Genomic DNA, 26,035 nt, shown 5'->3' with positions numbered 1-26,035 from the left:
CTACGTTCGCGATATGACAGCATGACGTCAAAGCGCCGGCATATCCCGCGGCACTTCCGATGCCGGTGCCTCACGCTTTGGTGTATAGTTCCCGTCTATCGATGCTGTTCTCGCTGCGCTATCGACCTGCGTCGTGAAACGCGCCAACATGCGGACTGCCGCTACGGCTTATGAATTGCTGCCGAGGTTTTTATGGAAACGCTCTCGCTGCTGCTTTCGCCCCGCTTTATTATTCTGACTCTTTGCATTTGCATCACCGCGCTTCTGGTTGGCTGCGCGATCTACTACGACTTCAAGCATATTTTTCTGTTTGCCATTCCGATCACGATTTTCGGGTCGCTGTCGGTGCTCGGCATCCACGACATGCTGCAGAAGAGCCACGCGGTTTTGCGCAACTATCCGATCTCTGCGCATATCCGGTTTCTCCTGGAGGAAATCCGCCCCGAGATGCGGCAGTATTTCTTCGAGAGTGAAAAAGACGGCAAGCCGTTCAGCCGTGACACGCGTGCGGTGGTTTATCAGCGCGCCAAGATGGTGCTCGACAAGCGCCCGTTCGGCACGCAGGAAGATGTCTACGCCGAAGGCTATGAATGGATGAACCATTCGGTCTCGCCGAAGCCACCGGCCGATGAGCATTTCCGTATCACCATCGGCGGTCCGGACTGTACGAAGCCGTACTCGGCGTCGGTGTTCAATATCTCCGCGATGAGCTTCGGTGCGCTCAGCCCCAATGCGGTTCGCGCGCTCAATGCCGGTGCCAAGAGGGGCAACTTCGCGCACGATACCGGTGAGGGCGGAGTAAGCCCGTATCATCGTGAGAACGGCGGCGACCTGATCTGGGAAATCGGCTCGGGATATTTCGGCTGCCGCAATCCCGACGGAACGTTCAATCCTGAGCTGTTCGCAAATGTTGCGAATGACGACCAGATCAAGATGATCGAACTGAAGGTCAGCCAGGGCGCCAAACCGGGTCACGGCGGCGTGCTTCCGGCGGCGAAAGTGTCCGAGGAAATCTCGCGCATTCGCGGCGTCCCGATGGGTGAGGACTGCATTTCGCCGGCCTATCACCGCGCCTTCTCAACTCCGATCGAGATGATGCAGTTCATCGGTGAGATGCGGCGGCTGTCGGGCGGCAAGCCTGTCGGCTTCAAGCTCTGCATCGGTCACCGCTGGGAATTTCTGGCGATCTGCAAGGCGATGGTGAAAACGGGAATCTATCCCGACTTCATCGTGGTCGATGGCAACGAGGGCGGCACCGGTGCGGCGCCGGCCGAGTTCATGGACCATCTTGGCATGCCGATGCGCGAGGGCGTCAGCTTCGTTCACAATGCGCTGATCGGCATCAATGCGCGGGACCGCATTCGGATCGGCGCGGCCGGCAAGATCGCGACAGGCTTCGATCTCGCGCGCGCCATGGCGCTCGGTGCGGACTGGTGCAATTCCGCGCGCGGCTTCATGTTCGCGCTCGGCTGCATCCAGTCGCTGAGCTGTCATACCGATCGCTGCCCGACAGGCGTGACGACCCAGGACCCGACGCGCAGCCGCGCTCTGGTGGTGCCGGACAAGACCACGCGCGTTTACAACTATCATCGCGCCACGCTGCATGCGCTGGCGGAACTGATCGCAGCATCTGGTCTCAGCCACCCGCAGGAAATTCGCCCGATTCACTTCTCGCACCGGATATCCGGAACCGATGTGCTGTCGTTCGCGCGGCTTTATCCGCAGCTTCGTCCGGGCGAACTGCTCGAAGGCAAGGTCGATAGTCCGCGCTTCCATGCCTGGGCATTCGCGCAGGCGGAATCGTTTGCGCCGCTCCCGGTGCCACCTGCGTCCATGCCGGCGACGCCGGTCGCCGTGCGCGGAGTTGGGGCCTAGAACTCGCCGTGCAGGCGGCCTGAGAAGATCGAGACGGGTCCGCGGTCCGCGTTGTAGGCGGGGTTTACGATCAGCTGATAATCGGCGGTGAAGGTGAATGCCTTGCTGAGCGCCAGCGCGTAGTAGGTCTCCAGGATGCGTTCGTTGCTGTAGTTCAGCCGGCCGTCACCGATCAGCAGACCCTTGCCGCCGGCGGCCAGGAAATCGCGGTGCGCGCCCGACAGTCCGTTGATGGCTCCGCCGAGGCCGATGGTGTCGGTGGGCCGGCCCCAATAGCTGCCCTTGATCGAAACGCCGCCCGACACGCTGCGGTCGATATCCGTGAATGAAAGAATCTCGTTCTGACCGTCGTTCCAGCTCGCGCGTGCGAAAATCCCAATGTCGGTTGCGACCTGCTGTTCGGCGTTGACATAGAATCCGTACTTGGATCGCTCGCGCCGCTCGCCGAGGACGATGTCGTTGATGTCCAGACCCGGATTTGCCGTGCTGATTCCAAGCACATCGCGATAGCTGGCGGTGTTGCCTTTGTTGGCGAATACGCCGACGCGCAGCTTGCCGGGCTGGTTGAAGATCGTATGGCGCTCCTCGAATTCGACCACCGCGCCGCCGGTTTTGAAGGTGAGCACGTCGCTGTTGGGCTGCGACGGCACCTGGAACAGGCCGGCCCTGATCGCCCAGTCCTTGCGGTTGAGTTCGACCACGGCGCCGCGCGTGAAGCCCGGCAGATCGGCCGGGAAGTCATAGGCGGCGGAGGCCCACATCGCCCAGTTCAGGAAATCGGCGCGCGGATCCTTTGCGTAGGAATTGCCGTCGAAGTAATCGCCGACGGCGAATCGTCCGACCGTGACCGTGAGGCGGTCGATGTCGCGCTTGCCCGGCAGTTGGTTGGCGGCGTCGGCGACGTCTTCCTGTTCGCCGCCGAGACCGAAGGTCTGACGTAAGAAATAACGCTGCGCACGGAATTTCGGATACTCCGCGCCGCCCTTTTGCGCTTCGCCATTCGAGAAGCCAGCAAGACCGAGCGTGCTGCCGATGCCGAATCCCTGCGCGAGTTCAGGGTTGAAGTAAAATTCTCCGCCCTCCCACAGCCGCCAGCCGAGAAACGCGCCGACGGTCCAGGTCTCGCGGGTGCGTCCGGCGCCGGGCAGGCTGTTCGGCCCCTGATAGGGCGCGCGGAAGGACGGATAGCCTTGCGTGATCAGCGTGGTCTGGCCGTGGACATTCCAGTCGGTGGATTCCGGAAGCGAAGGCGGCTTGATCGCGGCGCCTGTCACCCATGGAGGTGCATCCCACAGCCGGTAGTTCAGTCCGACCTTGACGGCATGAACCTGAGGATCAACCCGCGCATCAGGAAGCGGCACGTCGCCGAGCCCATAGGTGCGCGCGCCAAGATCGATGTAGTTGTACTCGACCTTGCCGGACCAGTTGCCGCCCACTGCGAACTCGATACCGGCGCCTGCGACCCAGCCCAGATGCATGCGCGACTTGTTGCCGATCACGTCGCCTGCCGCGTCATTGAGATCGACGCGGGTGCGTCCCCACGCGGCGCCGCCGGTCACGTAAGGCAGCCACGTTCCGAAGGCGTAGCCGATGCGGCCGCGCGCCGTGCTGAAGTAATCGAACGTCGTGTGGAATGGCGCAGGCACCAGCTTCGGACGATCGAGCGGACTCGTAAAGGAAATATCGGCTTCGACGCCGACCAACCATTTGTTCGGAAGCTGCAGGTTGTAGCCCGCCTGATAGCCGCCGATCAGACCGGTGATGGTGTGCGGAAAGAAGATGCCTTGCTGTGGCAACGGATTGGTGCCTGGACCAAAGCTGCCGCCGCCGTAGCCGACGTGCCCGCCGACATAGTGACCGCTCCAGTCAAAAACCGGCGCAGCGCGCGGCGCTTTAAGGGGCAGGGCGGCGTCGGCCGCCCGCACGACATCAAGCGACGTCGCTCCCAGCGCAAGTCCCGCGACTGCGCCTTTCATCAGGACTATGTGGCGTTTGATCGAGATCATGAAACGGCCAGCGCACGGGATCGCATCTGCGGGTGGAGGGACCAGAAAGAACCGGGCTTGCTGGCATTTGGCGGTATTTGCGAATTGTTCTCAAGTGATTGTTTTGCTTGTGAGCAGCCGATCTGTGGGCCGGCCGGAATTCGCCCGGGACCCATGGCATTGTTATGTGACAATCAGACGACATGCAGCTGTGGCTTAGAGACGCTCGGCGAATCGCGCAAGCAAAAATGAAATGACCCGCCCGGGGGGACAACCGGGCGGGTCCTTGGGTCGACGCGGCGTGGATGAGGCGTCGCGCCGAACTCAACTTTGAAGCGGATCAGTAGCAGCTGCGAACGCGGCCGATGTAATTGCCGTAGGCGTCGAACTGGCGAACCCAGCCGCAGCGGCGATAGCCGTAGTAGTCGCCCGCGTAAGCGTTGCTGGCAGCGGCGGCGAACAGCGCGCCGGCGGCGAGGCCGACACCAATGCCGACGCCATGGTGATGATGAAACTTGCCGGCGTGGGCTTCCTGGGTGCTGGCGGCGATGCCACCGGTCAAAGCGACAGCAGCAACAGCGAGGGCGGCAATCCTGGTCTTGATCGACATGAAACTCTCCATCCTTGTTTGGGGCAGTCCGTCTGGACCGCATGCCAATTGGTGGTGAGCTGACGGAATTCGGTTCGAAGTTTCTTTTGAAAAATCGAAATCTCAAAAAATACAATTAATTCAATATATTAGCGTTGCATCACGGCATTTGGGGCCGGTTTGAGAGCCGCGCAAGATCGAACCTGCGGACGTCGTCGAGCAATTCAGCGAAGGCGCGCGCGCCATGTTCGATCAGCGCTGCGCCTTTCTCCGCGGTGGCTGTCGTGGCATCGCCGACCGCGCCAAGCGGATTGAGATCCTGCATTGCCCAGGCGAACGGCGCGGGGCGCCCTGCCGAAAGCCAGCGGAAGTCCTTCGTCATCTGTTTTTCTGCAGACTCGAAATTTGCCAGGCGGTCTTTTCTGACCTGATCGGGGAATGCCGCAAGCATGATCGAGGTTTCAACCGCGCCGCCATGAATCCCGAAACGCAACTCATCGGCCGGGAATAATCCGTCCGGCGCGCCGAACCGGCTCCAGCTTGTGGTCACCGCGAGCATCTGATGCTTCGCGCGCAGATCCTGCGCGATGAGCGCCATCGCGGCGCTGTTGCCGCCATGGCTGGTGACAATGACGAGCTTGCGGATGCCCGTTTGCGCGACCGTGTCGCAGAGCGCCATCCATTTGCCGAGCGCGACATCGGTCGTCAGTGTCTGCGTACCGGGATAGTCCGTATGCTCGGTCGAAATGCCCACCTGTTCGATCGGCAGAAACGTGACCGGCATTCTGTCGGGCACGATCGCGCGCACGCGGCCGAGATAGGCCTGCGCGATCAGGGTATCGGTCTCGAGCGGCAGATGCGGCCCATGCTGCTCGGTCGCCGCGAGCGGTAAGACGGCGATCCAGTGTGCAGCATCGGTCTTGTCGATGCCGGACAGGTCAATTCCGGTCCAGTCATGCGGAGGCTTGGAGATCATCGTGCGCGGGTTTCTTCGAACAGGCGTTTCATTGAATCAATTAGCAGAGTAGCCTTGCGATGCCCATCATGGGCAAAACGCCCAACGGAGTCCAATGATGCCCCCCAGCCACTTGCTGCGCGCGTTTCTCGTCGGGATGGCGCTCGCCGCCGCGCCCGCATATGCGCAGGCGCCGGGGGGGCTGGACAAGGTGTCGTTCGGCACCAACTGGGTGGCGCAGGCCGAGCATGGCGGATTCTATCAGGCTGTGGCGGATGGCACTTATGCGCGTTACGGGCTCGACGTGACGATCGTTCCCGGCGGACCCAACGTCAACAACCGCATCCAGTTGATCGCCGGCAAGATCGAGTTCTTCATGAGCGCGAATACACTGCAATCGTTCGATGCGGTCGCGAACAACGTCCCCGTGGTCGCCGTTGCCGCGATTTTTCAAAAGGATCCGCAGGTTTTCCTGGCGCATCCTCAATCCAAGGTCACCAAACTGGAAGACCTCAAGCCGCTGACGCTGTTTGTCTCCAAAGAAGGGATGCCGACCTACTTCCAGTGGCTGAAATCCGAATACGGCTTCAGCGAGGAGAACGTGAAGCCCTACACTTTCAACGCGCAGCCGTTCCTCGCCGACAAGAACAGCGCGATGCAGGGCTATGTGACGTCCGAACCGTTCGCGGTCGAGAAGCAGGCGAAATTCAAGCCGACGGTGATCCTGCTCGCCGACTATGGCTTCAACGCCTATTCGACGCTGATCGAAACCAGAACCGCCTACGCCGAGAAGAAGGCCGATCTGGTGCAGCGCTTTGTCGATGCGTCGGTGACCGGCTGGTACACCTATCTCTATGGCGATAACCGCGCCGGCAATGCGCTCATCAAGAAAGCCAATCCCGAGATGACCGACGATCTGCTCGCTTACTCTGTCGAGAAGATGAAGCAGTACGGCATCGTCGATTCCGGCGACACCTTGAAGGACGGCATTGGTGCGATGAGCGATGCGCACATGGCGGAATTTTTCGGCAAGATGGTTCGCGCGGGAGTAACGCGGCGCGACATCGATTATCGCAAGGCCTACACCTTGCGCTTCGTCAACAAGGCTGTGGGTCTTAACCTGCGGCCGAAGAACTGACGGCGGCGGATTTTCCGGAATGTCCATCCTTGAAGCTGACGATACGCAGGGCAGGCCGCGGGGTGGCGCGGCAGTGTCGCTGCGCGGCGTCACCAAGGTCTACGACAACGGCGTTGCCGCCTTGGACCCGCTCGACCTGACTGTGCGCGCGGGAGAGTTCGTTTCGCTGCTCGGGCCGTCCGGCTGCGGCAAGTCTACGGCGCTGCGCATCATCGCCGGTCTGAGCGAGCCGACATCCGGCGCCGTGCAGGTCGCCGGGCGCGATGCGCGGGATCGTTCGCGCCACACTGTCGGCTTCGTGTTTCAGGAGCCGACCCTGATGCCGTGGGCGAGCGTGCGCGGCAATGTCCAGCTTCCGCTCGATCTGACCGATGCATCCCGCGCTGACGCAACAACGCGCGTCAATCAGGCGCTGGCTCAAGTCGGGCTCGCGGAGTTCGCGGAGGTCTATCCGCGCGAACTGTCCGGCGGCATGAAGATGCGGGTCTCGCTGGCGCGGGCGCTGGTGACCGATCCGGATATTCTTCTGATGGATGAACCGTTCGCGGCGCTCGACGAAATCACGCGCTTCAAGCTGAACAATGACCTGCTCGCGCTCTGGCGCAAGCTGGGCAAGACCGTCATGTTCGTGACGCATTCGGTGTTCGAGTCGGTGTACCTGTCGCAGCGCGTGCTGATCATGACATCGCGCCCCGGGCGCATCGCGCGCGAATTTCGCATCGATGCAGCCGAGCCGCGCGGCGAGGAATTCCGCACATCCGCGGAGTATGCAGCGCACTGCCGCGATGTGTCCGCGGCGCTCGCCAAGGCAAGTGGCGCGGGAGTCGCCCCATGACGGCGCGGGTGTCATCGCCAGCCCGATTGCTGAAAATCCTCCTGCCGCTGATCGCCCTGGCTGCAGGCGTTGCGGTCTGGGAGGCTGTGGTTCGCATCAACAATCTTCCGGTCTATGTGCTACCCGCACCGAGCGTCGTTTTCACCACTCTCGTGCAGGACTGGCCGCTTCTGTTCGGATCGCTGCTGACGACGCTGTCGACCACGGTTCAGGGATTCATTGCGGCGGCGGTCGGCGGCATCGCGCTTGCGGTGTTGTTCAGCCGTTCGAAATGGCTGGAATATGCGCTGCTGCCCTATGCGGTGATCCTTCAGGTCACGCCGGTCATCGCGATCGCGCCGCTGCTGCTGATCTATCTGCCGCAGCATCTGGCTGTCGTGATCTGCGCCTGGATCGTGGCCTTCTTTCCGGTGCTGTCGAACACCACGCTGGGGCTGAATTCGGTCGATCGCAATCTGCTCGGTCTGTTCGAACTGTACGGGGCCACGCGTACGCAGACCCTGCGGCGCCTGAAGCTGCCTTCGGCGCTGCCACATATTCTCGGAGGTCTGCGGATCGCCGGCGGATTGTCGCTGATCGGCGCTGTGGTCGCCGAAATCGCTGCGGGCTCGGCCGGGGCCGGTTCCGGACTGGCCTACCGGATCGCCGAGGCCGGCTACCGGCTCAACATCCCGCGGATGTTCGCGGCGCTGCTGCTGCTCTCGATTGCCGGAATTGTCATCTATTTGGGTCTCTCGCTGGCCTCGTATCTTGTGCTACGACGCTGGCACGAAAGCGCGCTTGGAAAGGAAAACTAATGGCTGCGAACGGGTCTCAGGAAAAGATCGATGTGCTGGTGTACGGCCCTTCAAAGCCGGTCATCGATAACGGTTTTCCCGCGAACTTCGTTCTCCACAAATTCGAGAACCAGCGCGACCTTGGCCGGATGACCCCTGAAGTTGCGGACCGCATTCGCGGCGTCGCGGTGACCGGCCTGGTGCAGGCCGATGCGGAGATGCTGGCACGGTTTCCGAAGATCGAAATCGTGTCCAGCTTCGGGGTCGGTTACGACCATATCGATTCGAAATACGCTGCCGGGCACAACATTATCGTCACCAACACGCCGGACGTGCTGACCGAAGAAGTCGCGGACACCGCGCTCGGTCTGCTGATCGCGACATTGCGCGAGTTCATCAAGGCGGACCGGTATCTGCGGGCAGGGCATTGGACCACGAAGGGGTTTCCGCTCAGCCCCGGTTCGCTGCGTGACCGCAAGGTCGGCATGGTCGGCATGGGGCGCATCGGCCAGGCCATTGCGCGCCGCCTCGATGCATCGCTGGTGCCGGTGGTTTATCACTCACGCAATCCCGCGAAGGGCGTGAGCTACAAGCATTACCCGAACCTGATCGAGATGGCCAAGGACGTCGATACGCTGATCGCCATCACGCCCGGAGGTCCATCCACCGCGAAAATGATCAATGCCGAGGTGCTCAAGGCGCTCGGGCCGCGCGGCGTATTCATCAATGTCGCGCGCGGATCGGTGGCGGACGAAGACGCGTTGATCGCGGCGCTCAAGGACGGCACCATCATGGCCGCCGGTCTCGATGTGTTCGCGAACGAGCCGGAAGTGCCGGATGCATTGAAGGCGATGCAGAACGTGGTGCTGCTGCCGCATATTGCATCGGCCTCGATCACCACGCGCAATGCCATGGATCAGCTCGTGGTCGACAATCTCAAGCTGTGGTTTTCCGGCAAGGCGCCGTTGACCCCCATCGCGGAAACGCCGGTGAAAGGCCGCTGAGCATGCTTCGCGCTGCGCTGTCCGGACTCACGAAACGTCTGCTAATTGGGCGGGTTTGCCTGCTCGCATTGGCGGGAGTTCTCATGATCGTACCGGACGCAGTGGCGCAGGACGCGCGTTCTCTCACCAAGGAGATGGTCGGAGAATGGGAGCTTTCGACGGCGGGCCGCGACAAGACCTGCATTGTGACGTTGAAGAGCGATTCCACCCCGCAGGGCCTGAAGTTAGAGCTTGATAAGGGATGCAGCGCGGCGCTGCCCTTCACCAAGAGCATCGTGGCGTGGAGCGTAAAAGGACTCGACATCGTGCGGCTGCAGGATGCGGCGGGGCAATCGGTCATCGATGTGACCGAGGTCGAAAGCGGCATCTTCGAAGGCCTGCGGCAGGGCGAGGGCGTGTATCTCTTGCAGAATCTCGCGGCTGCGCGCGCCCTGTCGAAATCCGCTGACCAACTCATTGGCGACTGGGCGATGGTGCGCGGCAGCGGCAAGGCGATCTGCGGATTGACCCTGACCAATACCGAAGCGACGACACCGGAGAATTTCGCGGTGTATCTGAAGCCGCGTTGCGATCCGCTGGTGACGGCTTTCGCGCCGATCATATGGCGTATCGAGCGTGGCGAATTGCTGCTGCAGTCGGCAAAGGGCGAAATCTGGCGCTTCGAGGCCGACGACAATGCGCAGTGGCGGCGCATTCCAGACAGCGCCGATCCGCTGCTGCTGACGCGGCAGTAGATTTAAATCAGCCGCATCCCCTTCAGGCTGGCGTGGCCGTTCTTGCCGACGATGATGTGATCATGCACGGAGATCCCGAGCGGGCTCGAGATCGACATGATCGATTTCGTCATCTGGATGTCGGCGGTCGATGGCGTCGGATCGCCGGAGGGATGGTTGTGCAGAACCGGACCAGTCGCCCTAAGTAATTGTGATGTAGATCGAAATTTCGCTGCTCGAAGATGGTGGGGACGCGGATTGGGGACGGTAGAGCGTGCCTTTTCGTGATCGTAACCGTCCCCAACGCTAGCTCACATTCAGTCCTTTCGACGCACGACAAGTCACAAGATTTTTTTTGTCCCACGCATCAAGTTCGTCGACCGGATACAACACGGCCTTGCCGATCTTGACGTACGCCGGTCCGATTCGCATCGCACGCCAATTCCGCAGCGTACCGACAGTGACCTCGCCACGGTAGCGCGCAGACACTTCTTCAGGGGTAAGAAATTTGGCATCCGACATTCGCATTCTCCGTCACTCAGCCGCACAGCATGTCACGAACCAGATGCCCGCGATGTTGACTGCCAGAATGACGGAAGAAAACGATATTCTCGATTGGCCTCGGTATCCGGCGTCAAGCGTCGACGAATTCGCGCGTCGTACCGCGTCGATGGCCGCAATATGGCGTGTCGGAGCGTAGTAAAAATACTTGCGCCTCGCGGTCCAAGGCTCACGATTGATGATGGTGGCAGTGTGGAACGCTACGCGGCGCTTATGGCGGCCAAGAAAGGAACCCGGCGTATGAATAAAAAGTCCGAATGCGAGCAAGCCATTCGCTCACTCGCTCGCGAATGGTTCGAGGCGCTACCCGATGCCGCGCGAGAGCATCCAAGCTGGTCGGCTTTCAAGACATGGCTGGGCGAAAAGCACTATTCCAACTACCTCGATTTCCGGTCGGTGGCCGGTGCCGATTACGATGCTGAAGCGTGGTTTGACGATGAGCTCGGACAGAACTGGCGCCGATAGTCCCGGTGGTATCAACGCAAGTGACGCACAAAGTCCAGGCACTACCTCTTTTTGCGGACACGCTTGGCCTCGTTGCGCTTGGTGACCTTCTTGGAGCGATTGTCGGCAGAAGGCACACGGCCCGCGACAGCGTATCTTGCAATCAATTCATCCGTCTCTGATTGAACGGACTTCTTTTCGGCGTCGGGCTCGAGGAGGCCACGCGCTGTCGAAAAATCCTCCAGGCGCAACGCCTGATCGACCAATGCTTCAAACGACGGTTCTCGCAACCCTGCCCGCCGACGCGATGGTCGCCACAGGTCTTGGCGACGTTGCTTGACGACGTCGAAAGTCCGAAACGCCAACCTGGCCTTCCGCGATACGACCTCAGGCGAGATGTCGCCCAAAACTTCCGCCACCTGCTCGGGAGATATCTCCGATTGCGCGCCTACAATCACTTCCCGAAGCCGCACCTCCTCGCTGTCACCGAAATCGAAGAAGTACAAACCGGACTGGTCGTCTTTGTCGTTCAGCTGCACGAACAGCCGATGCTCCTGTTCGTACTGCCAATGCTCAAACTTGAGCGTCAGCAGATCGAGCATATGTTCGACCGCGGCCTTGCTCATGGCTTTCATTGCCCGCAAGTTCGGACGGATCCTGCTTTTGACGTAACGTACCTTCCTTAGCCCCGCCGCGGGCGCCACGTCGAAGCCGAGACAGATGCCGCGATGGCTATCGGCGTAATGACCCCATTGCACCGGATTGCGCCAATTCTCGCTGAAGCACAGCAACCCCATATATTCCGACAGCGCGCGCTTCACATATTGATAGCGAGCCCGCGTCTTCGGATTTCTCGACGCGACCTGCAGGAATTCGAACGGATCGTTGAGCGCGGATATGCGCGCGAGCTTGAGCCTTCTGCGTTGGATTGCCTCCAGCCCATACCCAGCTTCGGTGAAGTAGTAGACGCGCATGTGCGAACCGGATCCCGTGCCGGGGTTGACTTTCCAAAACGTTCACGGAGATCAGTCGGCTGCGCAAACCGTCCGGTAGGCCACCAAATTGAACTTAAGCTGGCAAGAATTCCGCCACACCTCCGTGGTGCGAGCAAGTCCCGCAGTGGTGCTTGCTGAACGAAATCGAACCGTCGCGGCACCGTGCGGTCGGCCGGCCAGCCAGGGCTTGGAGCACACCAGTGCGCCACAACAAGTATCCGATCGCCGCAATCAGTAGGAGTCCGATCGCCAGTTTCAATTCTTCTGTCATGGAAATCCTCCTCAATGCAATTGAAGCAGACTTCCAGCCGATTCGGGCTTTTTCTAGCTGTTCTTGCCGTCCAGGCGGTCAAGGCGTCCGAGGAGCTCCTTGAGCTCCTCGATCAGCAGGTTGGTGTTCTCCCGGATGCCCTGCCTTTCCTCCCGGCTGAGGTTCAGTCGGTCTAAGTCTACCCAGTTGAGACGGATCGACTCCTTCAGTCCGGCGATATCCCGGTCGAGCTTTTCGCGCTCGGTGAGGGGTTTTGGGGCGTGATTTGTCATTTGCCGATCTCCTGTTTTTTTGACGTCAGCGGTCGCTGACGGGTTATTTATGCGCTGAACAATCCTGGCTGGCCGAGTCGGTCGGAGAACTCGCACGACTCGCCACAACTGAGGTTGCACCGCACGCCGATCGGCGACTGCTCTGCGGCCGTGACCGCTATGAAGGAAGCCAAAGGGGGAAACATGGCCAAGTCGATAGATTTGCCGAACGGTCGATCCTGGAAAACACAAACTGCAGCTTTAGCTCATTTCAGAGAGATGCTTGGCCGCTATTCTGACAATCAGGTCGTGGAAGACCGCTCAGATCACGACGATCTGATTTCACTCTTGGAGCGCTATGACGCGGTCATCACCGACAGTCCGCCGAAGATTGGATCCGGTGTCGAGCACTTTTTCCGACGCCGAAATGTCGGAGAGGGATACTCGACGCCTGGTTTTTGGGTTCACAGGACCGACGGGACCGAGACCGATTTCAGCTATATCAGTGCCGTGAAGGGCGAGCCGAAATCGAATGCGCAAGAATTCTATGATGCCTGCCGAAGCGCGGTCGCCGCCGATCTTCTCGCCGCAAAGAGGCGCCATTTCGAAACTCACGGCGATGCTGCTGGCCGCGTACCCTGCGATCTGTCGGACGAACTGATCTCGTTCGCCGAAGCCCATTTGGACCATGCCTATCCGACGTTCGGGCAATTGGTTGTGAGTTTCCGGGCCGCGCGCGGGTGGCAGCATGGCGTGCCCGTCGGGCTCCTCACGCCACCGGCAGATGCTCAGACAACAACCAGCTTTCTCGATGTCTCCGCAGCCGAAGCATTTCGGCAATTCCACCAAGCCGCTGCGATTTTGCGCATCGTTTCGCGGGCACGAAATCTCGCGATGGCAGCGGGCCAGCGGAGACCGAAGATAAGGCGGCCAGTGCAACTGTAGAAAAGACCTGGCAGCCCTTCGAGGGCATCATGCGGCCGCCGCGACACTACCGGGATTGAAGGCCGGCAACGCCGGCCCGACAACTGCGGTGATATCCTGCAGGTCGCGAAGATGGCAGGAGACGAGTTCGTAGGACTTGCCTCCGGTACAAAGTCTCACGAGTTCGCTGACGGCGAGCGCCGCCGCCGCCGAACCGACAAACGGAGCTCCGATCGAACGGCCCGCGAGTCTTACGGTTCCGCATCGATCGCCGGATCGCTCCAACATCGCGCGGTAAGCCGGCAGCGTGATATCGGCGTCGCTTGCTCCCGTCTGCGGCCACACCTCTCGGGCCGGCCTGGATGCGGGAAATGTGTGCAGGTCGATTCCGAGGAAGTCTTGCGGGCCGCGTCCCAGACCCGCTTCGATCACGCGCCCGAACCCGACGTCCTCGACCGCTTGCCGTGCAAGCGCGTTATCGACGCCGATCAGCGCCACGCTGGGCTCACGCCGAGCAATCGTGAAGTTCGGCGTAAAGTCCCGTTCGACAATCGACGTCTCGAAGCCCCGCGCCTCCGCCCATTCCGCCATCGCCCGCGTCTTCTTTCTGCCCACCATGGTGCGCGTGGTGAGCATGGACGTGCTGAGATTCGAGATGGCGACAACGTCCGTGTCCTGCAGGACCAAACGCGCAGCGTTTCGTCCGTAGGGCAGAAGTCCGAGCGTCCAAAGATATGCCTGACCGAGGTTACCCATGCCGACGATCCAGATTTCAGACGGAAGATGCTCCAGCAACGGTGCGCTCCCGCCGCGGAGCCAGTCGCGATGGAGATCCCAAAGATCGAGACCGATCACTCGGCGGCAGGCCATCGGCATTCCGCCGCGAACGCGCTGGAAGATCTCGGCGACGCCGATAGCACCGGCCAGCACCCCGGCCGGCGTGAACGAGCCTGTCTCGGCAAGACGCACTCCGCTTGCCGCCGGAATGACGCCGCCGCACCAGTCTGCAAAAGTCGCGCGCAGCGCGAGCGGTTCCACGTCGGCGCCGCCGACGTCGCCGATCACCAAAGTCGGCAGATCGGGGCGGATCCTGTCGTCTATCTGCGCGCCAAGGGCCGTCACCGCGTCTTCGATGCGAGAGAAGCCCGGGATCGACACTGCAAGCTCGCCGCAGGCGCCGACGACGCTGACGCCGCCAAGGAACGCACGCGCGCCGCAGTTCGCGGCGGTCAGCAGGATCGCTTGCAGTACGGCGCTGTCCGCGACGTCCCCGCCGACGGCGATCTGCATACGATACCCGGCGAAGATTCGCTGAGCCTCTTCGATCGTCGAGGCCTCTCCGGTGTCGAGCGCAATCTTGACGAGGCGGTTGAGCCCTTCGGACATCGCTTCGAGCTCGGTCATGTTGCTCATCTTTTCATTCTCCGATCTTGAGGGTCGAGCTGCGGCAGCCGCCGCGCGCTTGCCATTGGTGATCACCCAGATATTCGTAGACGCCGACCGCCCAGCGCCGGACGGGGGGCCTTGCCATCCGCGGCAGGATGATCGCGATGTGGCCGGCGCGCGCGATCATCGGGTTTTCGCGGTCGGACCAGCTTTGGCCGGCGCCGAACGGATGGACATGCGCGTCGGCAACTACCGTCATTTCCAGCTCAGAACATCTGTCCCAGAGCCTCGAGAAGGCGTCGGCATGCAAGATGCAGATGCCCGAGTCGTAGGCGGCGGGATCGAGCTCGTCGTAGTAGATCAACCTCAGAGCTCGACGATCGCTTTCCTTACGTTGGCCAAGGAGGAACGCTCCGGACTCGTGGCGGTTCTCTGTCCGGCGATGAAGCTCCGATGTCAGCTCGTTCCACAGTGGGCGTGCGATGTGCAGGGTCATGTCAGGCTGCGCGCCGCAGATAGTCGCCGGAATTGAGCAGGTCGTGGACAATGCGGAGATAGTGAACGATGCCCACAGCCGGATCCCAGATCAGGCTCGGATGTTCTCCATGCCAATTCGCGTGGCCCTCAATGGATTGTCGATCGCAAGGCAGATAGAGACACGATCCATTCTTCCATCCCGGATTGAAGGCCATTGGAATCCGGCTCACTCCTTTGGGCCAGCGATCGTGAGCCAGCGGGGCATCGGAAACCAGGTCCCACGGTCGCGCTGTCGGCGGTGTGCGCGGATAGTCGCGGCATTCGAACCGCAGCCCGTATTCGATGCCGTCCGCGGCGCGCACGCCGAAGACGGCGTGCGGCCAGGAAACGGCAACCAGCCGCCATCGGTCGGACGAGGCGCCGAGGAGGAAGCTGCCGCCCGTCAGGTGTGCGCGGAAAACCGCTTCGTCCGGTGCAACGGCGCCCATCGCTCACCCCTCCACGCGCTTGCGCGGCACAAGGTCGAACTCGACCGAGCACACTTTGCCGGCGGTCAATGACCCGATATGCACGTCGCGGTCGGGACGCTTGTTCGTGCCATGGATCTCCAGCACGTGTTCTGCAGCATCGCGCGGGGAAAGCTCGAACTTCCGCCGCGCTGCCCAGTGATGGACCCGCCCGACCGTAGCGCTCGGAGGGAAGCGGCGCTTCGCCGTCTCGCCGTTGAACCTGACCGAGATTTCGACGTGACGGCAGCGCGTCACATGCAGCTTCAGCGGAACGAGAATCGCTTCCTCGTCGGCGCAGAGTGGCAGCAGCTCCTCCACGATCGTTTCCGGATCGAGCGGCGCGTGCGCGTCCTCGACGAAGATCAGAAGCCCGTCGCGATCGCCGATGGAGGTTTCAAGGTTCGCAAGAACCTCGGCGATCGAGTGGATCGGCGCTGCGTGGCCGACCAGGATGTCGGCAAAATCTCCACCCTGAATGAAGACGTCGATTGATTTCATTACATCACCCTTCGTTTCGCGCCGCCCAGCTGTCGGAACGGCTGCTCTGAAGGGTTAGTCGCGGCGTATTGGAAAAACCGGAAGTCAGAAACGGAGATCAGTCCGGGACAGCGCTGCAGATGAAGTAGTGAGGGCAGCGCGGGCAATCATCGGAGGGTTTCGCGGGATAGATTCCCTGCGCCAGGCCTGCGAGCGCGGCCGAGGTGCGCGCCATACGGTCTGCCATGACACCGTCCAGCTTCACCGGCCTTTCATCGTCGGTCGATAGATAGCGAATCCGAAAAGCGCCCTTTCCGCCGAGGGTCTGCTCTGCCGCTTCCAACATAAGCGCGTGCAGCAGCCGTTGGTCAGGCGTCGAAGGTGGCCTTCCCGTCCGCAGGCGCCGAACGATCAGATTGCGGCCAGTCTGCTCAATTTCGTCGATCTCCAATCGCACCAAATGCCCGTCCACCTTAATGGAGACCGCCTCGGCGATCCGCATGCCGACGCGCGACCTGTGCCTTTCGCGATCCAGCATCTGTTCGCCCGAGGTCCGATAGATCTCCTCCAAGTCATTCCCAACGGGACCGGTCTCGACCCACCGGGCGTCGAACTCGGCTTTGATCTGCGCCGCATCAACCGGGCCGGTCTGTTGCGCGAGCCAGCGCAATACCCGGTATACGGTCCGGTGAAAGTGGATAAAGCCGTTGTCCTGCCGTGATCGGCTCAGCCCGAGCACGACTTCATAAACATAGCGACGGGGGCAGTCGTCGTAGGTCTCAATGTCATGCCCATCGTGTTCACGACCGTCGACCTTTAGATCCGGCCGCATCCGATCTTGTGCCGGCGCCGGAAGAGCGATCGTCCAGGTAGGCGTGGAATTCGGGGCGCGAGGCAAATGGGATGCGATCACCTCCAGCGCTGGTGAAGGATTGGGGCTGCTACGCCCCGAGTACTGGTTGGCGCGTGACAGGGACAGGTGATCTCTCGCACGTGATAGGGCGACGAAGAACAGACATTCTTCCTCTTCGACCTTGGACTCTTTCACCGGAGTCTCCAGCATCCCGTCGGGCGCAGGACATACCGAACCGCCGCCGGTGAACGGAAACATCCCGTTTCCGAGGCCAGGCAAGTGAACGACGTCGAACTCCAACCCCTTGCTCATGTGGACAGTCATCAAACGGACCGCATCGATCCCATCGACGGCGGTCGGCAGCTCACGCAGGGACCGGTCGTCTCCGAAGATCGCAAGCCGCCTGATCCAATCCAGGAACTGGCGCTTGGGATCCTTCTCTCCTGGGGCGTCGTTCTCGGCGGCGAACTGCAGCAACTGGTGGATCGCCAGCCGACGCTGCTGGTCCGCCGCCGTCTCTCCGGCGAGATAGTCGCGCACAAGCCCTCGTTCGAAGAGCACGTCGAACAGCATTTGACCGGGCCCGGTCTTGAAGCCGATCGCTTGGAGGTCGGAGCGAAGTTGGGAAAGCGCCTTCTTGCCGCCAGAAGAAATGCCGGGAATAGCGTCCGCTGCCTTCAGCTCGGCCAGTGGCGTCTTCTCCATCTCGTCGGCCGCCGCGTGAAACGTTTGCACATCCGCAAGCGGCATGCGGTACCGCGGCAAGGTCGCTAGTCTCATCAGGCCGGCACGATGCGGTTCCGACACGAATGAAAGGAGAGACAGGAGGTCCCTTACTTCCTCCCGCTCGAAAATATCTCCGAGATTGAGGACTGGAATGCCAGCCGCTTCCAGTCCGGCCGCGATCTTCTGTATGTAGGAGTGCCCGCGGCAGAGGATCGCCTGATCCTTGTAGTCGCGCCCCTGCGACTGGTAATGTTTAACAGCGGCAGCGAGCCCGGCAATTTCGGAATCGCGATCCTTGGCCACGTTGAGGTTGACCACAGTCTTTCCGAGCCCGCGCTTCGCTTCGAGCTTGTTGTCCCGATGGCGCCCGACTTCCATTTGGTCGGCATACGTCACGAACGTTTCCACGATCTCTTTTCGAGATCGGTAGTTAACGGCGAGCGCCTTGCGTTTCGCGTTCGGGTAATCTTTTTCGAAGTTGGTGGTGTTCGTGGGCGCGGCTCCGCGGAACCGGTAGATCGACTGCCGTGCATCGCCGACGACCCAAAGTGTCTTTCCGTCGCCCGCGAGCTCCTTCAGCATTAGAGCGCTGGCACGGTTCACATCCTGGTACTCGTCTACGAGGATGTGCACGTATTGCCCGCGGACTTCGTCGCGAATTTTCGGGTTCTTCCGGAGGATTTCGATTGGCCGGTTGATCAGATCGGCGAAGTCGACGATACCCTCCCCACGAAGGCGGTCTTCGTAGTGACGATACACGTGGGCGACCTCGGCCGCCTTCTGCGCCCGCAAGATCAGCTTCTCATCGTTGCCTGCTGCACGGCGCATGTGCTCCGCCGCCTCGGCGTATTTTTCCGGTGAAAATACTTCATCTTTTGCGCGCGAGATCGCCCCAAGGATGTGACGCAGAGCGAATGCGGGCTCGGAAAGCCAAAGATAGTGGTCGAGCTTGAGGTGCTTGAGCTCGCCTTCGAGAAACTTTAGCTGATCGGCCTGGTCGAGCAACTGAACCGGCTCGCGAATGCCTTCGAGGTGGCCAAATTTTCTTACGAACTCAAGGCCGAATGCGTGGAAGGTACCCGCCCAGATTTCGGCCGCAGCATCTGCCGAGCTCGCGGCGACGCGCTCCCTGATCTCGCGCGCGGCCTTGTTCGAGAACGTTAGAGCCAAGATGCCTGCGGGAGGAACTCCTTTCGCCAGCAGGTGTTCGATCCGCGCGATTAGTGTGCGTGTTTTTCCCGTCCCGGGTCCGGCCTCGACAAGCAACGGCGCACCTTCGTGCTCAGCCGCCTCCTTTTGCGACGCGTCGAGGTCGGGAGCATCGGCCGTGTTCTTCTTCTTTTCGGGCGGCTCCGGAAGCAGCAGTGCGACAGCGAGCTGCTGGTTGACTAAGCCGAGTGGTACGCCGATCTCGGCCGCGATCTGCTTTGCCGACTTGCCGAGCGTGAAGAGACGCCGCGCCTCTGGACCCGGCAAGAGGTATTCACGTGCGAACACGTTGGCATACCGCTCGCGGAGCTCCTGCGGGCTGTAGGCCTCGACCCTGCGGACGCCGGTCGGCGAGTTTTCTTCCGGGCCGCCGGGATCGGAGTTGCGCGGGACCACCGCCGGATCGATCGGTGTCTCGATCCACAGATGCCCGAATTCGTGCGCCTCCACGTAGGCGGCCACGTCCGGAGCCAGGGCGTTCGAGACGTAAATCGATGGAGTGGCCCCGGAGCGGTGGAGCGCGCCATCGCCGCCGGCCAGCAGCGGATGGTCCGGTGGCACTGCCTGAACGGCGGCATTCGTGGCGATGCGCGCCTGCGCGAGTAGCGCCGACGCGATGCTCTTGCCCGACGCAAGAGCTTTCATCGCGTCGTGTTTCTCCCGGGCCAGCTTTCGGACCGCTCCGAAATTGTCCATCCGATCAGTCCTGCAGGCCGGGATCGGGTGGCTCTTTGAGCCATCGGTCCTTCTCCGGCTCAGATAGTTGCGAGTGCTGGACAAGCATCGCGAAATCGACCTGGGTCGGAGCGGGACGGGTACGAGACCTGTGGGCGGCGGCAAGTTGCGCAGGGAGCCGAAAGTATCCGCGCAGCGCGTCGAGAGGCCGGTTCAGTGCGCCGGCCACCAAACGCACCAGCAGCGCCGGCAAGGTTGCAGGTTTGGCCAAGCGCATGACAAGGCTGTCCAGCATCGACCTGTCGATACCGACGGTCCGTTGAAACGAGTCGAAATCGTGCCCTGCCGCAACGATGTCGGCGGCAAGATCGGTCAGCGTTTCAGGGCGCTCGGCAGCGTCGAGAACGGCCTGCACGCGGCTCATCGTGCGATTGACGACGACGTCGACATCCTCCGCCGTCACTGCCCGCTCGACGCGCGCTGCGTTCATGGCGACCCAGTCCGTGGCGAATGCGACGAGTTCGCGCGCGAATTCGGGATACTCCTTCGTCCACGCGCGCAGCGTCGCGGCGTCGGGCGGGCTGGACAGTCCGGAGAATTCGTCGAGCACCTCATCGAGCTGAGGCTTTCGGTTCGCATTTGCGGTCATTCTTCCTCTCCTTTCAGTCCGAGCAAGGTGGCGGCCTCTGCGAGCCAGCTGTACACCGTGCGGACATCGACACCGTTCTGTTCTGCGATCTCTTCCTTCGTCATCCCGAATTGATGCTTCTGGATGAAGGCCGTTCTCAATTTGGGCGGCAGCTTGTCGACAGCGACCGACAGCAGCACGCGGTCTTCAAGGCTCGGGGTCAGGTCCGGCAATTCGTCGACGGGATCGGCTTCCGCGACCGGCTCGCTTCTTTCGGACTTCGCCTCGAACCTGGCGTCGCGCCTGCGGAACAAGTCGATTGAGCGGCGCTTCGCAAATTTGGCAAAGAACCTTTCCGGAAGCTGCGACTTGCCTGCGCGGATCGCCGCGAAGAGCTGCAGCAGAATCTCCTGGACCTGCTCCCTGCGCTCGTCTTCGGCCTGACCGAAGGCCTGCGACAGCAACAGCGGCGTCGCTGTCTTGGTGACCGCCTCAAAGGAGAGGTTCACCAGCAGGCGATTTCCGGCGCGGGAGGCTCCGGCGCAGATGCGGACCAAGGCTTCCGTCGAGATCTGGCGCGAACCGGCGATCACCTCGCGGAGGACTTTGTTCAGCGCCGCCGGATCCAAGCCATTCAGCTCGGCCGTCTCGCCAGCCACCTTCGCCAGGTGCGCCTTCGATTTCGCGGCGGCGGCTTTCGACTTCGGTCCCGAAGGAGGTTCGTCGCCGCCGTCAGGGCCCTCGAGATCGTCGTCCTCGATCTCCTCCACGTCCTGCTGTTCTGCCATCGACGCTACGCCTCCGATTCTCTAGGGCACCTATTTCCTCAGTCGCGACCGCGTGGAAAAACCGGAAAGGGGTGTCGCACTTTTTTTCTGCCCCCTGATCCGGTGGCAGGTACAACCCCTCCGCGACTCAAACTGCGACCGCAGCCGGCGAACGCGGAGCAGGTCAAGCCATTGTTAGTAATAGATTTTTTTCAAAATAGGACAAAGCTTCATAAATTCACTGCGCAGTAAATATCCTATTTCAATGGAATATTCCATGATTATATGATATTTGCTGTTCAGGAAAGATCGCCAAATGATGATGATCGAGGCCGAAGCGACTGAGCGACAGCTCGTCGACCAGTTTGTGGAGGCCCTTCGGGCCTTGCCGGAGGTGCGCGCCGATGTGGAGCCTGGGTCTTGGGTCACTTCGGGTCCGGACCACCGTTACGACGCCAAGGTCGATCTTTGGGTTGCCGGCAAAAGCCTCACCCTGCTCGTGGAAGCGAAAAAGTCTCTCTATCCGAGGGACGCGCGCCAGCTTCTATGGCGTCTCAAGGAATTCAGGAACCGTTGGGCACACGGATCGAACGCGAAGGAAATTGTCCCTCTGTTGCTTGCCGTATCGATTTCCCCGGGCGCCAAAGAGCTTCTGAAAGAAGAGCGGGTGGGATACTTCGATAGCGGCGGAAGCCTCTACGTGCCGGCTGAAGGCGCCTACCTCTACATCGAAAAGCCGCCACCCAAGTCCCTGATGAAGTCCATGCGGTCGCTGTTTTCGGGACGCCGTTCGCAGGTTCTGCATGCGCTTCTGATGCGACGCACGGAATGGTTCGGTGTCAAAGAGCTTGCAAAGCTTGCTGAGGTGTCGTCGGCCACTGCATCCCAAGTGCTGACGGATCTGGATCGTTCCGAATGGCTGGAATCCCGTGGTCAAGGCCCCAACAAGGAACGCCATCTTCGCGAGCCGACCGCGCTTCTGGAGGCATGGACAAAACAGCTCTCGACGATGCGTGCCCCGTTCATGCGCCGTTATTATGTCCCGTCGGTTCGTACCGACGAGTTGGTGCAAAGGCTCGACCAAGTTTGCGCAGCGCGCGGCGCTGAGTACGCGATAACGCATGAGGCGGCTGGCCAACGCTACGCTCCATTTCTATCGAACATCGCACAGGTGCGCGCCCGATTGCTGGCAGGCCCCGCCGCGGAACAGGCCATCGGTGATCTTGACGCGCGCGTCGTCAACGAAGGCGCCAATCTCTTCGTCATCGACGCCAAGACATCGGGCGAGTTGCTGTTTCGTGAACGGGTAGACGGGGCTTGGCTGGCGAGTCCCGTTCAGGTTTATCTCGATCTCATTCATAGCGAAGGTCGCGCAAAGGAACTGGCGGAACAGGTCAGACGAGAGAAGGTCGGATTCTGATGGCCAAGCCCGCCACCCTCGACGGCTATGCCGACAAGTACACTGACGACTGCGAGCGGGTCCTCATAACCCTGCTTCGAGGATTGGGACCGTGGAAGAAGTCCGTCTTCCTGGTGGGCGGCCTGACGCCACGCTACTTGGTGTCAGCAAAGCCGCCCGCTGTGCCCCCACATGCGGGCACGCTCGACGTCGATATCGTCATCGATCTGCAGATTTTGACGGACACCGATGCGTACCATACGCTCGAAGACAACCTGAAGAAGATGGGATTCGAACGTGCCAAGAACGATAAAGGACAAATGCTGTCCTGGCGTTGGCAGGCCCGTACCGACAGTGGTGCCCTCATGGTGCTGGAACTGCTTGCCGACGCGCCGGAGATCGCCGGCGGGAAGGTTCAGCCGCTGCCGACGGACGGCACGATCTCGGCACTCAATATTCCCCATTCGTCGATGGTGTTTGACCTCTACAAGACGGTGGAGATCCAGGCCGAGCTTTTGGGTGGCAATGGGATCGTGACCGAGGAAGTCAAGCACGCCGACATCGTAAGCTTCACCTGTCTTAAGGCATTCGCGTTCGATCAGAGATTCGAACGCAAGGACGCTCACGATCTGATCTACTGCATTGAGAATGCGCCGGAAGGGATGGATGCCGTCGCGGCCGCGTTTCGCGAGGCGCTCGGCGGCAAGCATGCGGCTGTCGTCAAGGAAGCCCTTGCGATCCTGACCAGGCGGTTTGCAACGGACGACAAGGCTGAGGGCTATCGCAAGGACGGTCCGATTGCTGTCGCACGCTTCGAATTGAGTGAGAGCGAGGACGCCGAGCAGCGTGAGGCGAGGCAGTTGCGGCAACGCCGGGTCACGGACGTGATCGAGCAGCTCGTGAAGAAGATCGGCTAGCGGAGAGGCCATGGTGCCGATGACGCTGATCGACCTGCACAGACCAGCATCGTGGCCAACCGATCTGCGGTCCTATCTTGATGCGCGCCATGATCTGTTCCTGGGCTGGGAAAGAGGTAATGTCGCCGCGCCCGCCTATGACGAAGCGATCTACGGTCTGATCGACGTCTTGCAGCCTTATGCGATTACCGGCTGGCATTGCACGCGCCTCACGGATGCCGAAATCGATCAGATTGCGCGCGACGGGATGCAACTTCCCAACACCGCCTTACTCGACCGTCGTATCGATGCGCTCGTGGCGTCCGGCGAGTTGGTGCCTGAAATCGCGGTGAGGCTAAAGGCAACGAACCAGAGCGGCGACGCGAACCGCGCCGGGATGGTCTGGTTTTGCTTCTTCCATCCACGGCTCGCGGGCGAGAGCGGGATTGAGCGATTCTTCCGTCATTGGGGTGGCGAGGCTCTCTACAATTCGCATGAGCGCGATCCGATCACATCGCCAGCCATCAGCGTCATCGGGAAACCGTGTGTGATTGAAGCCGATATTCCGATTGCCTCGCTCGGCAAACATGGCGGTCTATCGTTCAAGATCGTCCGCCGATTCTTGAAGCGTCGCGGCTTTCGAACGCGCGAGCCAGTCGACCACGAAGATCGCATAAGAAAGCCCTTGCCGGCCGAAAACATCCGGCGAATCGTTTGTTTTTCAGAAGCCGACTTCTCTTCGCTTACCGGTTGCGCGGAATGGCGGCAACCTCTCCGTGCCGCCAACCGCGTGCCAACCCGACGGTGATGTATTAATGCGCTCGCTTTCGAATTTCCTCAATGATCTTCCGGGCGTTCGCCCACGAAAGGCAAGAACGCTTATTCTTGAAGGGGATCTGCTATCGAAAGATGAGCGCGCCGATATTCGCTGGCGCGACAACAGCTGGCTCGACGCTGTCCTCGAGGTCGGACCCGACGCTGCCGCTGCGATTCTAGCGGCGTATAAAGAAGGTCTCCTGCCAATGAAGAAAGGCGCGGTACCAATTGCAGCGCCAGAAGCGCAGGCGTATCTCGCGCAAGGCGATGAACTGAGGAGACAGATCGCTGAACGGACACGACGCGAACAAGCAGTCAAGGATTCCTCGCTGATCCTGGAGAATGATCTGACCAATCATCGTTTAATCGACAGTGTCTTCATCGCAAGCATCGGGCCGGGTTCAGGAACGATGGTGCTGGCAGGCATCACCGTGCACAAGCAGGTCATCGGTTACAAAAGTAACAGCGGCAAGAACACCGGCTGGCGTGTGCGATTCGATTGGATTGGATCGGACGGTCAGCCACGCCATTCCGAGACAATTCCTCCCGAGGCAGACAATCGGCGCAATGACCCCGACCGGAATTGGGGGCTGTACGAATAGCTGCAAGCCTTTAACGACTTTTGAAGTGCGTCTCCCTCCGGGACCGGGCTGTCGGCTTTGCTGAAGCCCCGGCGTGCCGGGTCTTCACCCTTCGGGCTTCCATCCCTGACGCGGCGACTGCGGTTCCTCTGCCGCTCTCGAATCAGGCGGCGCAAGCGGCTGTCGCAACAGGAAAGTGAGAGTGCCGGCCGGTTTGGCCGTGACGGGTTGAAGGCCGCGGGAGAGGCTCGCGGCGCCCGTCGCGGAGAACCGCGATGCCGAGACATGACCGCAACGCCCGGACCGGCGCTGGCCGGACCGGATTCTACGAGGACATCACCAACGAGATCATCGCCGAACTGGAAGCAGGGCGTGTGCCCTGGGTTCAGCCGTGGGGAACGGCCGCGGCGAAGGCTTCGCTCGCCATGCCGCAGAATGCCTCCACTAGCCGACGGTACAGTGGCATCAATGTCCTGATTCTGTGGGGCGCCGTGATCGAGCGCGGTTTCTCCGGCCAGAGCTGGCTCACCTTCCGCCAGGCGCTATCGCTCGGCGGCCATGTCCGCAAGGGCGAGCGCGGCACCACCGTCGTCTATGCCGACCGCTTCGTTCCCGATGGCGAGAAGAGGCGCGCCATCGACGCCGGCGAAGAGGTCCATGCGATTCCGTTCCTGAAGCGCTTCACGGTCTTCAACACCGATCAATGTGACGACTTGCCCACGCAGATCGCAACCGCCGCGCCTCCGCCCGGCGTGGTTGAGCCGCAGGTTGAAGCGTTGATCAAGGCCACCGGCATCGACTTCCGGATCGGCGGCAACCGCGCCTTCTATCTTCCGTCGGAAGATTATGTACAGGTGCCGCCGCCCGCCGCTTACTTCGAGCCGATCAACTGGCACCGCACGGCGCTGCATGAGTTGGGACACGCAAGCGGTCATCGCTCCCGCCTCAACCGCGATCTTTCCGGCTCGTTCGGCTCGAAGAAATACGCCTTAGAAGAGCTAATCGCCGAACTGTGTGCCGCGTTCTCGTGTGCCTCCCTCGGCATCGTGCCGACCGTCCGCCATGCCGACTACATTGGATCGTGGCTCGAGGTCTTGCGAGAGGACAACCGCGCCATCGTACGTGCCGCCAGCGCCGCGTCGAAGGCAGCCGACTTCATCCTCGGTTTTCGGCCCGACACCGATGAGGCGACCGCCGGATCGGAAGGTGACGGTGGTCGGGAAGCTGCATAGTGAGCGCATGCGGCCCCACCGCATGAATTACGGCATGTTTTCGAAACGGGTTAGCGCCTGCGGGCATCCGAACACTCGACGCCGTGTC

Annotated in this window: 26 protein-coding genes and 1 pseudogene; 13 read left to right on the top strand and 14 right to left on the bottom strand. The window is 61.2% G+C overall.

Features of this window, described 5'->3' with window-relative positions:
* The first annotated feature begins 192 nt into the window (after positions 1 to 192).
* Entirely contained in the window at positions 193 to 1,875 is a 1,683-nt protein-coding gene (locus I554_RS0101635) for an FMN-binding glutamate synthase family protein (RefSeq protein ID WP_024575469.1), read from the top strand.
* On the opposite strand, the gene I554_RS0101630 is transcribed toward I554_RS0101635, so the two are convergent.
* From I554_RS0101630 to I554_RS0101620, 3 genes are all read right to left on the bottom strand, one after another.
* Positions 1,872 to 3,881: a carbohydrate porin gene (locus I554_RS0101630; RefSeq protein ID WP_024575468.1), complete on the bottom strand. Its 2,010-nt coding sequence runs from the start codon at positions 3,879 to 3,881 to the stop codon at positions 1,872 to 1,874. The two genes, I554_RS0101635 and I554_RS0101630, sit on opposite strands and share 4 nt — an antisense overlap.
* 319 nt (positions 3,882 to 4,200) lie before the next feature.
* A complete protein-coding gene (locus I554_RS0101625) occupies positions 4,201 to 4,470 on the bottom strand; it encodes a hypothetical protein (protein WP_024575467.1) in 270 nt (89 codons plus the stop codon).
* A 139-nt stretch (positions 4,471 to 4,609) separates the two neighbouring features.
* Positions 4,610 to 5,425: a creatininase family protein gene (locus I554_RS0101620; RefSeq protein ID WP_024575466.1), complete on the bottom strand. Its 816-nt coding sequence runs from the start codon at positions 5,423 to 5,425 to the stop codon at positions 4,610 to 4,612.
* 97 nt (positions 5,426 to 5,522) lie between these two features.
* Between I554_RS0101620 and I554_RS0101615 the strand changes: the two genes are divergently transcribed.
* Genes I554_RS0101615 through I554_RS0101595 form a run of 5 tightly spaced genes read left to right on the top strand, consistent with a single transcriptional unit; the run spans position 5,523 to position 9,891 of the window.
* Positions 5,523 to 6,542: an ABC transporter substrate-binding protein gene (locus tag I554_RS0101615; RefSeq protein WP_024575465.1), complete on the top strand. Its 1,020-nt coding sequence runs from the start codon at positions 5,523 to 5,525 to the stop codon at positions 6,540 to 6,542.
* A gap of 19 nt (positions 6,543 to 6,561) precedes the next feature.
* Positions 6,562 to 7,377: an ABC transporter ATP-binding protein gene (locus I554_RS0101610; protein ID WP_024575464.1), complete on the top strand. Its 816-nt coding sequence runs from the start codon at positions 6,562 to 6,564 to the stop codon at positions 7,375 to 7,377.
* Positions 7,374 to 8,174: an ABC transporter permease gene (locus tag I554_RS0101605; RefSeq protein ID WP_024575463.1), complete on the top strand. Its 801-nt coding sequence runs from the start codon at positions 7,374 to 7,376 to the stop codon at positions 8,172 to 8,174. The genes I554_RS0101610 and I554_RS0101605 overlap by 4 nt, the downstream gene beginning before the upstream one ends.
* Entirely contained in the window at positions 8,174 to 9,157 is a 984-nt protein-coding gene (locus tag I554_RS0101600; protein WP_024575462.1) for a 2-hydroxyacid dehydrogenase, read from the top strand. The genes I554_RS0101605 and I554_RS0101600 overlap by 1 nt, the downstream gene beginning before the upstream one ends.
* Positions 9,158 to 9,159: 2 nt before the next feature.
* Entirely contained in the window at positions 9,160 to 9,891 is a 732-nt protein-coding gene (locus I554_RS0101595) for an AprI/Inh family metalloprotease inhibitor (RefSeq protein ID WP_024575461.1), read from the top strand.
* 2 nt (positions 9,892 to 9,893) lie between these two features.
* Here the strand turns inward: I554_RS0101595 and I554_RS26165 are convergent.
* Together I554_RS26165 and I554_RS0101585 are read right to left on the bottom strand one after the other, a co-directional pair.
* Positions 9,894 to 10,055 (bottom strand): annotated as a pseudogene (locus I554_RS26165) (JAB domain-containing protein); the annotation flags it as partial.
* Positions 10,056 to 10,176: 121 nt separating this feature from the next.
* Positions 10,177 to 10,392, bottom strand: coding sequence for a helix-turn-helix domain-containing protein (locus I554_RS0101585; protein ID WP_024575460.1), 216 nt, complete (start codon positions 10,390 to 10,392; stop codon positions 10,177 to 10,179).
* 93 nt (positions 10,393 to 10,485) lie between these two features.
* Between I554_RS0101585 and I554_RS0101580 the strand changes: the two genes are divergently transcribed.
* The gene (locus I554_RS0101580) at positions 10,486 to 10,896 is read left to right on the top strand and encodes a hypothetical protein (protein ID WP_152527699.1); all 411 of its coding nucleotides are present in this window, start codon (positions 10,486 to 10,488) and stop codon (positions 10,894 to 10,896) included.
* 41 nt (positions 10,897 to 10,937) lie between these two features.
* On the opposite strand, the gene I554_RS0101575 is transcribed toward I554_RS0101580, so the two are convergent.
* Positions 10,938 to 11,849 carry a DUF2971 domain-containing protein gene (locus I554_RS0101575; RefSeq protein WP_024575458.1) on the bottom strand — a complete coding sequence of 304 codons (912 nt, stop codon included), beginning with the start codon at positions 11,847 to 11,849 and terminating at the stop codon, positions 10,938 to 10,940.
* A 345-nt stretch (positions 11,850 to 12,194) separates the two neighbouring features.
* Complete coding sequence (locus tag I554_RS0101570) at positions 12,195 to 12,413, bottom strand: hypothetical protein (protein ID WP_024575457.1); 219 nt, start codon at positions 12,411 to 12,413, stop codon at positions 12,195 to 12,197.
* A 159-nt stretch (positions 12,414 to 12,572) separates the two neighbouring features.
* Between I554_RS0101570 and I554_RS0101565 the strand changes: the two genes are divergently transcribed.
* Positions 12,573 to 13,337, top strand: a complete 765-nt coding sequence (locus tag I554_RS0101565; RefSeq protein ID WP_244432698.1) for a DCL family protein — start codon at positions 12,573 to 12,575, stop codon at positions 13,335 to 13,337.
* 27 nt (positions 13,338 to 13,364) lie between these two features.
* Here I554_RS0101565 and I554_RS0101560 read toward each other — a convergent pair whose 3' ends face one another.
* The 7 genes from I554_RS0101560 to I554_RS0101530 form a co-directional block, all read right to left on the bottom strand.
* Positions 13,365 to 14,729: a ThiF family adenylyltransferase gene (locus I554_RS0101560; RefSeq protein WP_024575455.1), complete on the bottom strand. Its 1,365-nt coding sequence runs from the start codon at positions 14,727 to 14,729 to the stop codon at positions 13,365 to 13,367.
* Positions 14,730 to 14,733: 4 nt separating this feature from the next.
* On the bottom strand, positions 14,734 to 15,198 hold the full coding sequence (locus I554_RS0101555; protein ID WP_024575454.1) for a hypothetical protein: 465 nt from the start codon (positions 15,196 to 15,198) through the stop codon (positions 14,734 to 14,736).
* A 1-nt stretch (position 15,199) separates the two neighbouring features.
* Positions 15,200 to 15,667, bottom strand: a complete 468-nt coding sequence (locus I554_RS0101550) for a hypothetical protein (RefSeq protein WP_024575453.1) — start codon at positions 15,665 to 15,667, stop codon at positions 15,200 to 15,202.
* Between the two features lie 3 nt (positions 15,668 to 15,670).
* Positions 15,671 to 16,186 (bottom strand): hypothetical protein, encoded by a 516-nt coding sequence (locus tag I554_RS25915; RefSeq protein WP_024575452.1) that lies wholly within the window; start codon positions 16,184 to 16,186, stop codon positions 15,671 to 15,673.
* A 97-nt stretch (positions 16,187 to 16,283) separates the two neighbouring features.
* Positions 16,284 to 19,649: an ATP-dependent helicase gene (locus I554_RS0101540; RefSeq protein ID WP_024575451.1), complete on the bottom strand. Its 3,366-nt coding sequence runs from the start codon at positions 19,647 to 19,649 to the stop codon at positions 16,284 to 16,286.
* Positions 19,650 to 19,653: 4 nt separating this feature from the next.
* Positions 19,654 to 20,277 (bottom strand): hypothetical protein, encoded by a 624-nt coding sequence (locus I554_RS0101535; protein WP_024575450.1) that lies wholly within the window; start codon positions 20,275 to 20,277, stop codon positions 19,654 to 19,656.
* A complete protein-coding gene (locus tag I554_RS0101530; protein ID WP_024575449.1) occupies positions 20,274 to 21,044 on the bottom strand; it encodes an RNA polymerase sigma factor in 771 nt (256 codons plus the stop codon). Before I554_RS0101530 ends, I554_RS0101535 begins: the two co-directional genes overlap by 4 nt.
* Positions 21,045 to 21,339: 295 nt before the next feature.
* Between I554_RS0101530 and I554_RS0101525 the strand changes: the two genes are divergently transcribed.
* From I554_RS0101525 to I554_RS0101505, 5 genes are all read left to right on the top strand, one after another.
* The gene (locus I554_RS0101525; protein ID WP_244432697.1) at positions 21,340 to 22,443 is read left to right on the top strand and encodes a hypothetical protein; all 1,104 of its coding nucleotides are present in this window, start codon (positions 21,340 to 21,342) and stop codon (positions 22,441 to 22,443) included.
* On the top strand, positions 22,443 to 23,339 hold the full coding sequence (locus tag I554_RS0101520; protein WP_024575447.1) for a hypothetical protein: 897 nt from the start codon (positions 22,443 to 22,445) through the stop codon (positions 23,337 to 23,339). Before I554_RS0101525 ends, I554_RS0101520 begins: the two co-directional genes overlap by 1 nt.
* 19 nt (positions 23,340 to 23,358) lie before the next feature.
* Entirely contained in the window at positions 23,359 to 24,126 is a 768-nt protein-coding gene (locus tag I554_RS0101515; protein WP_029659425.1) for a hypothetical protein, read from the top strand.
* Between the two features lie 7 nt (positions 24,127 to 24,133).
* Positions 24,134 to 24,736: a hypothetical protein gene (locus tag I554_RS0101510; protein WP_024575445.1), complete on the top strand. Its 603-nt coding sequence runs from the start codon at positions 24,134 to 24,136 to the stop codon at positions 24,734 to 24,736.
* A gap of 254 nt (positions 24,737 to 24,990) precedes the next feature.
* The gene (locus I554_RS0101505) at positions 24,991 to 25,947 is read left to right on the top strand and encodes a zincin-like metallopeptidase domain-containing protein (RefSeq protein WP_024575444.1); all 957 of its coding nucleotides are present in this window, start codon (positions 24,991 to 24,993) and stop codon (positions 25,945 to 25,947) included.
* Positions 25,948 to 26,035 lie beyond the last annotated feature (88 nt).

It is taken from the genome of Afipia sp. OHSU_II-C1 (assembly GCF_000497575.1).
GTDB lineage: Bacteria > Pseudomonadota > Alphaproteobacteria > Rhizobiales > Xanthobacteraceae > Afipia.
The sequence above is the reverse complement of the archived record's forward strand: the minus strand, read 5'-3'. Positions and strand labels throughout refer to the sequence as shown.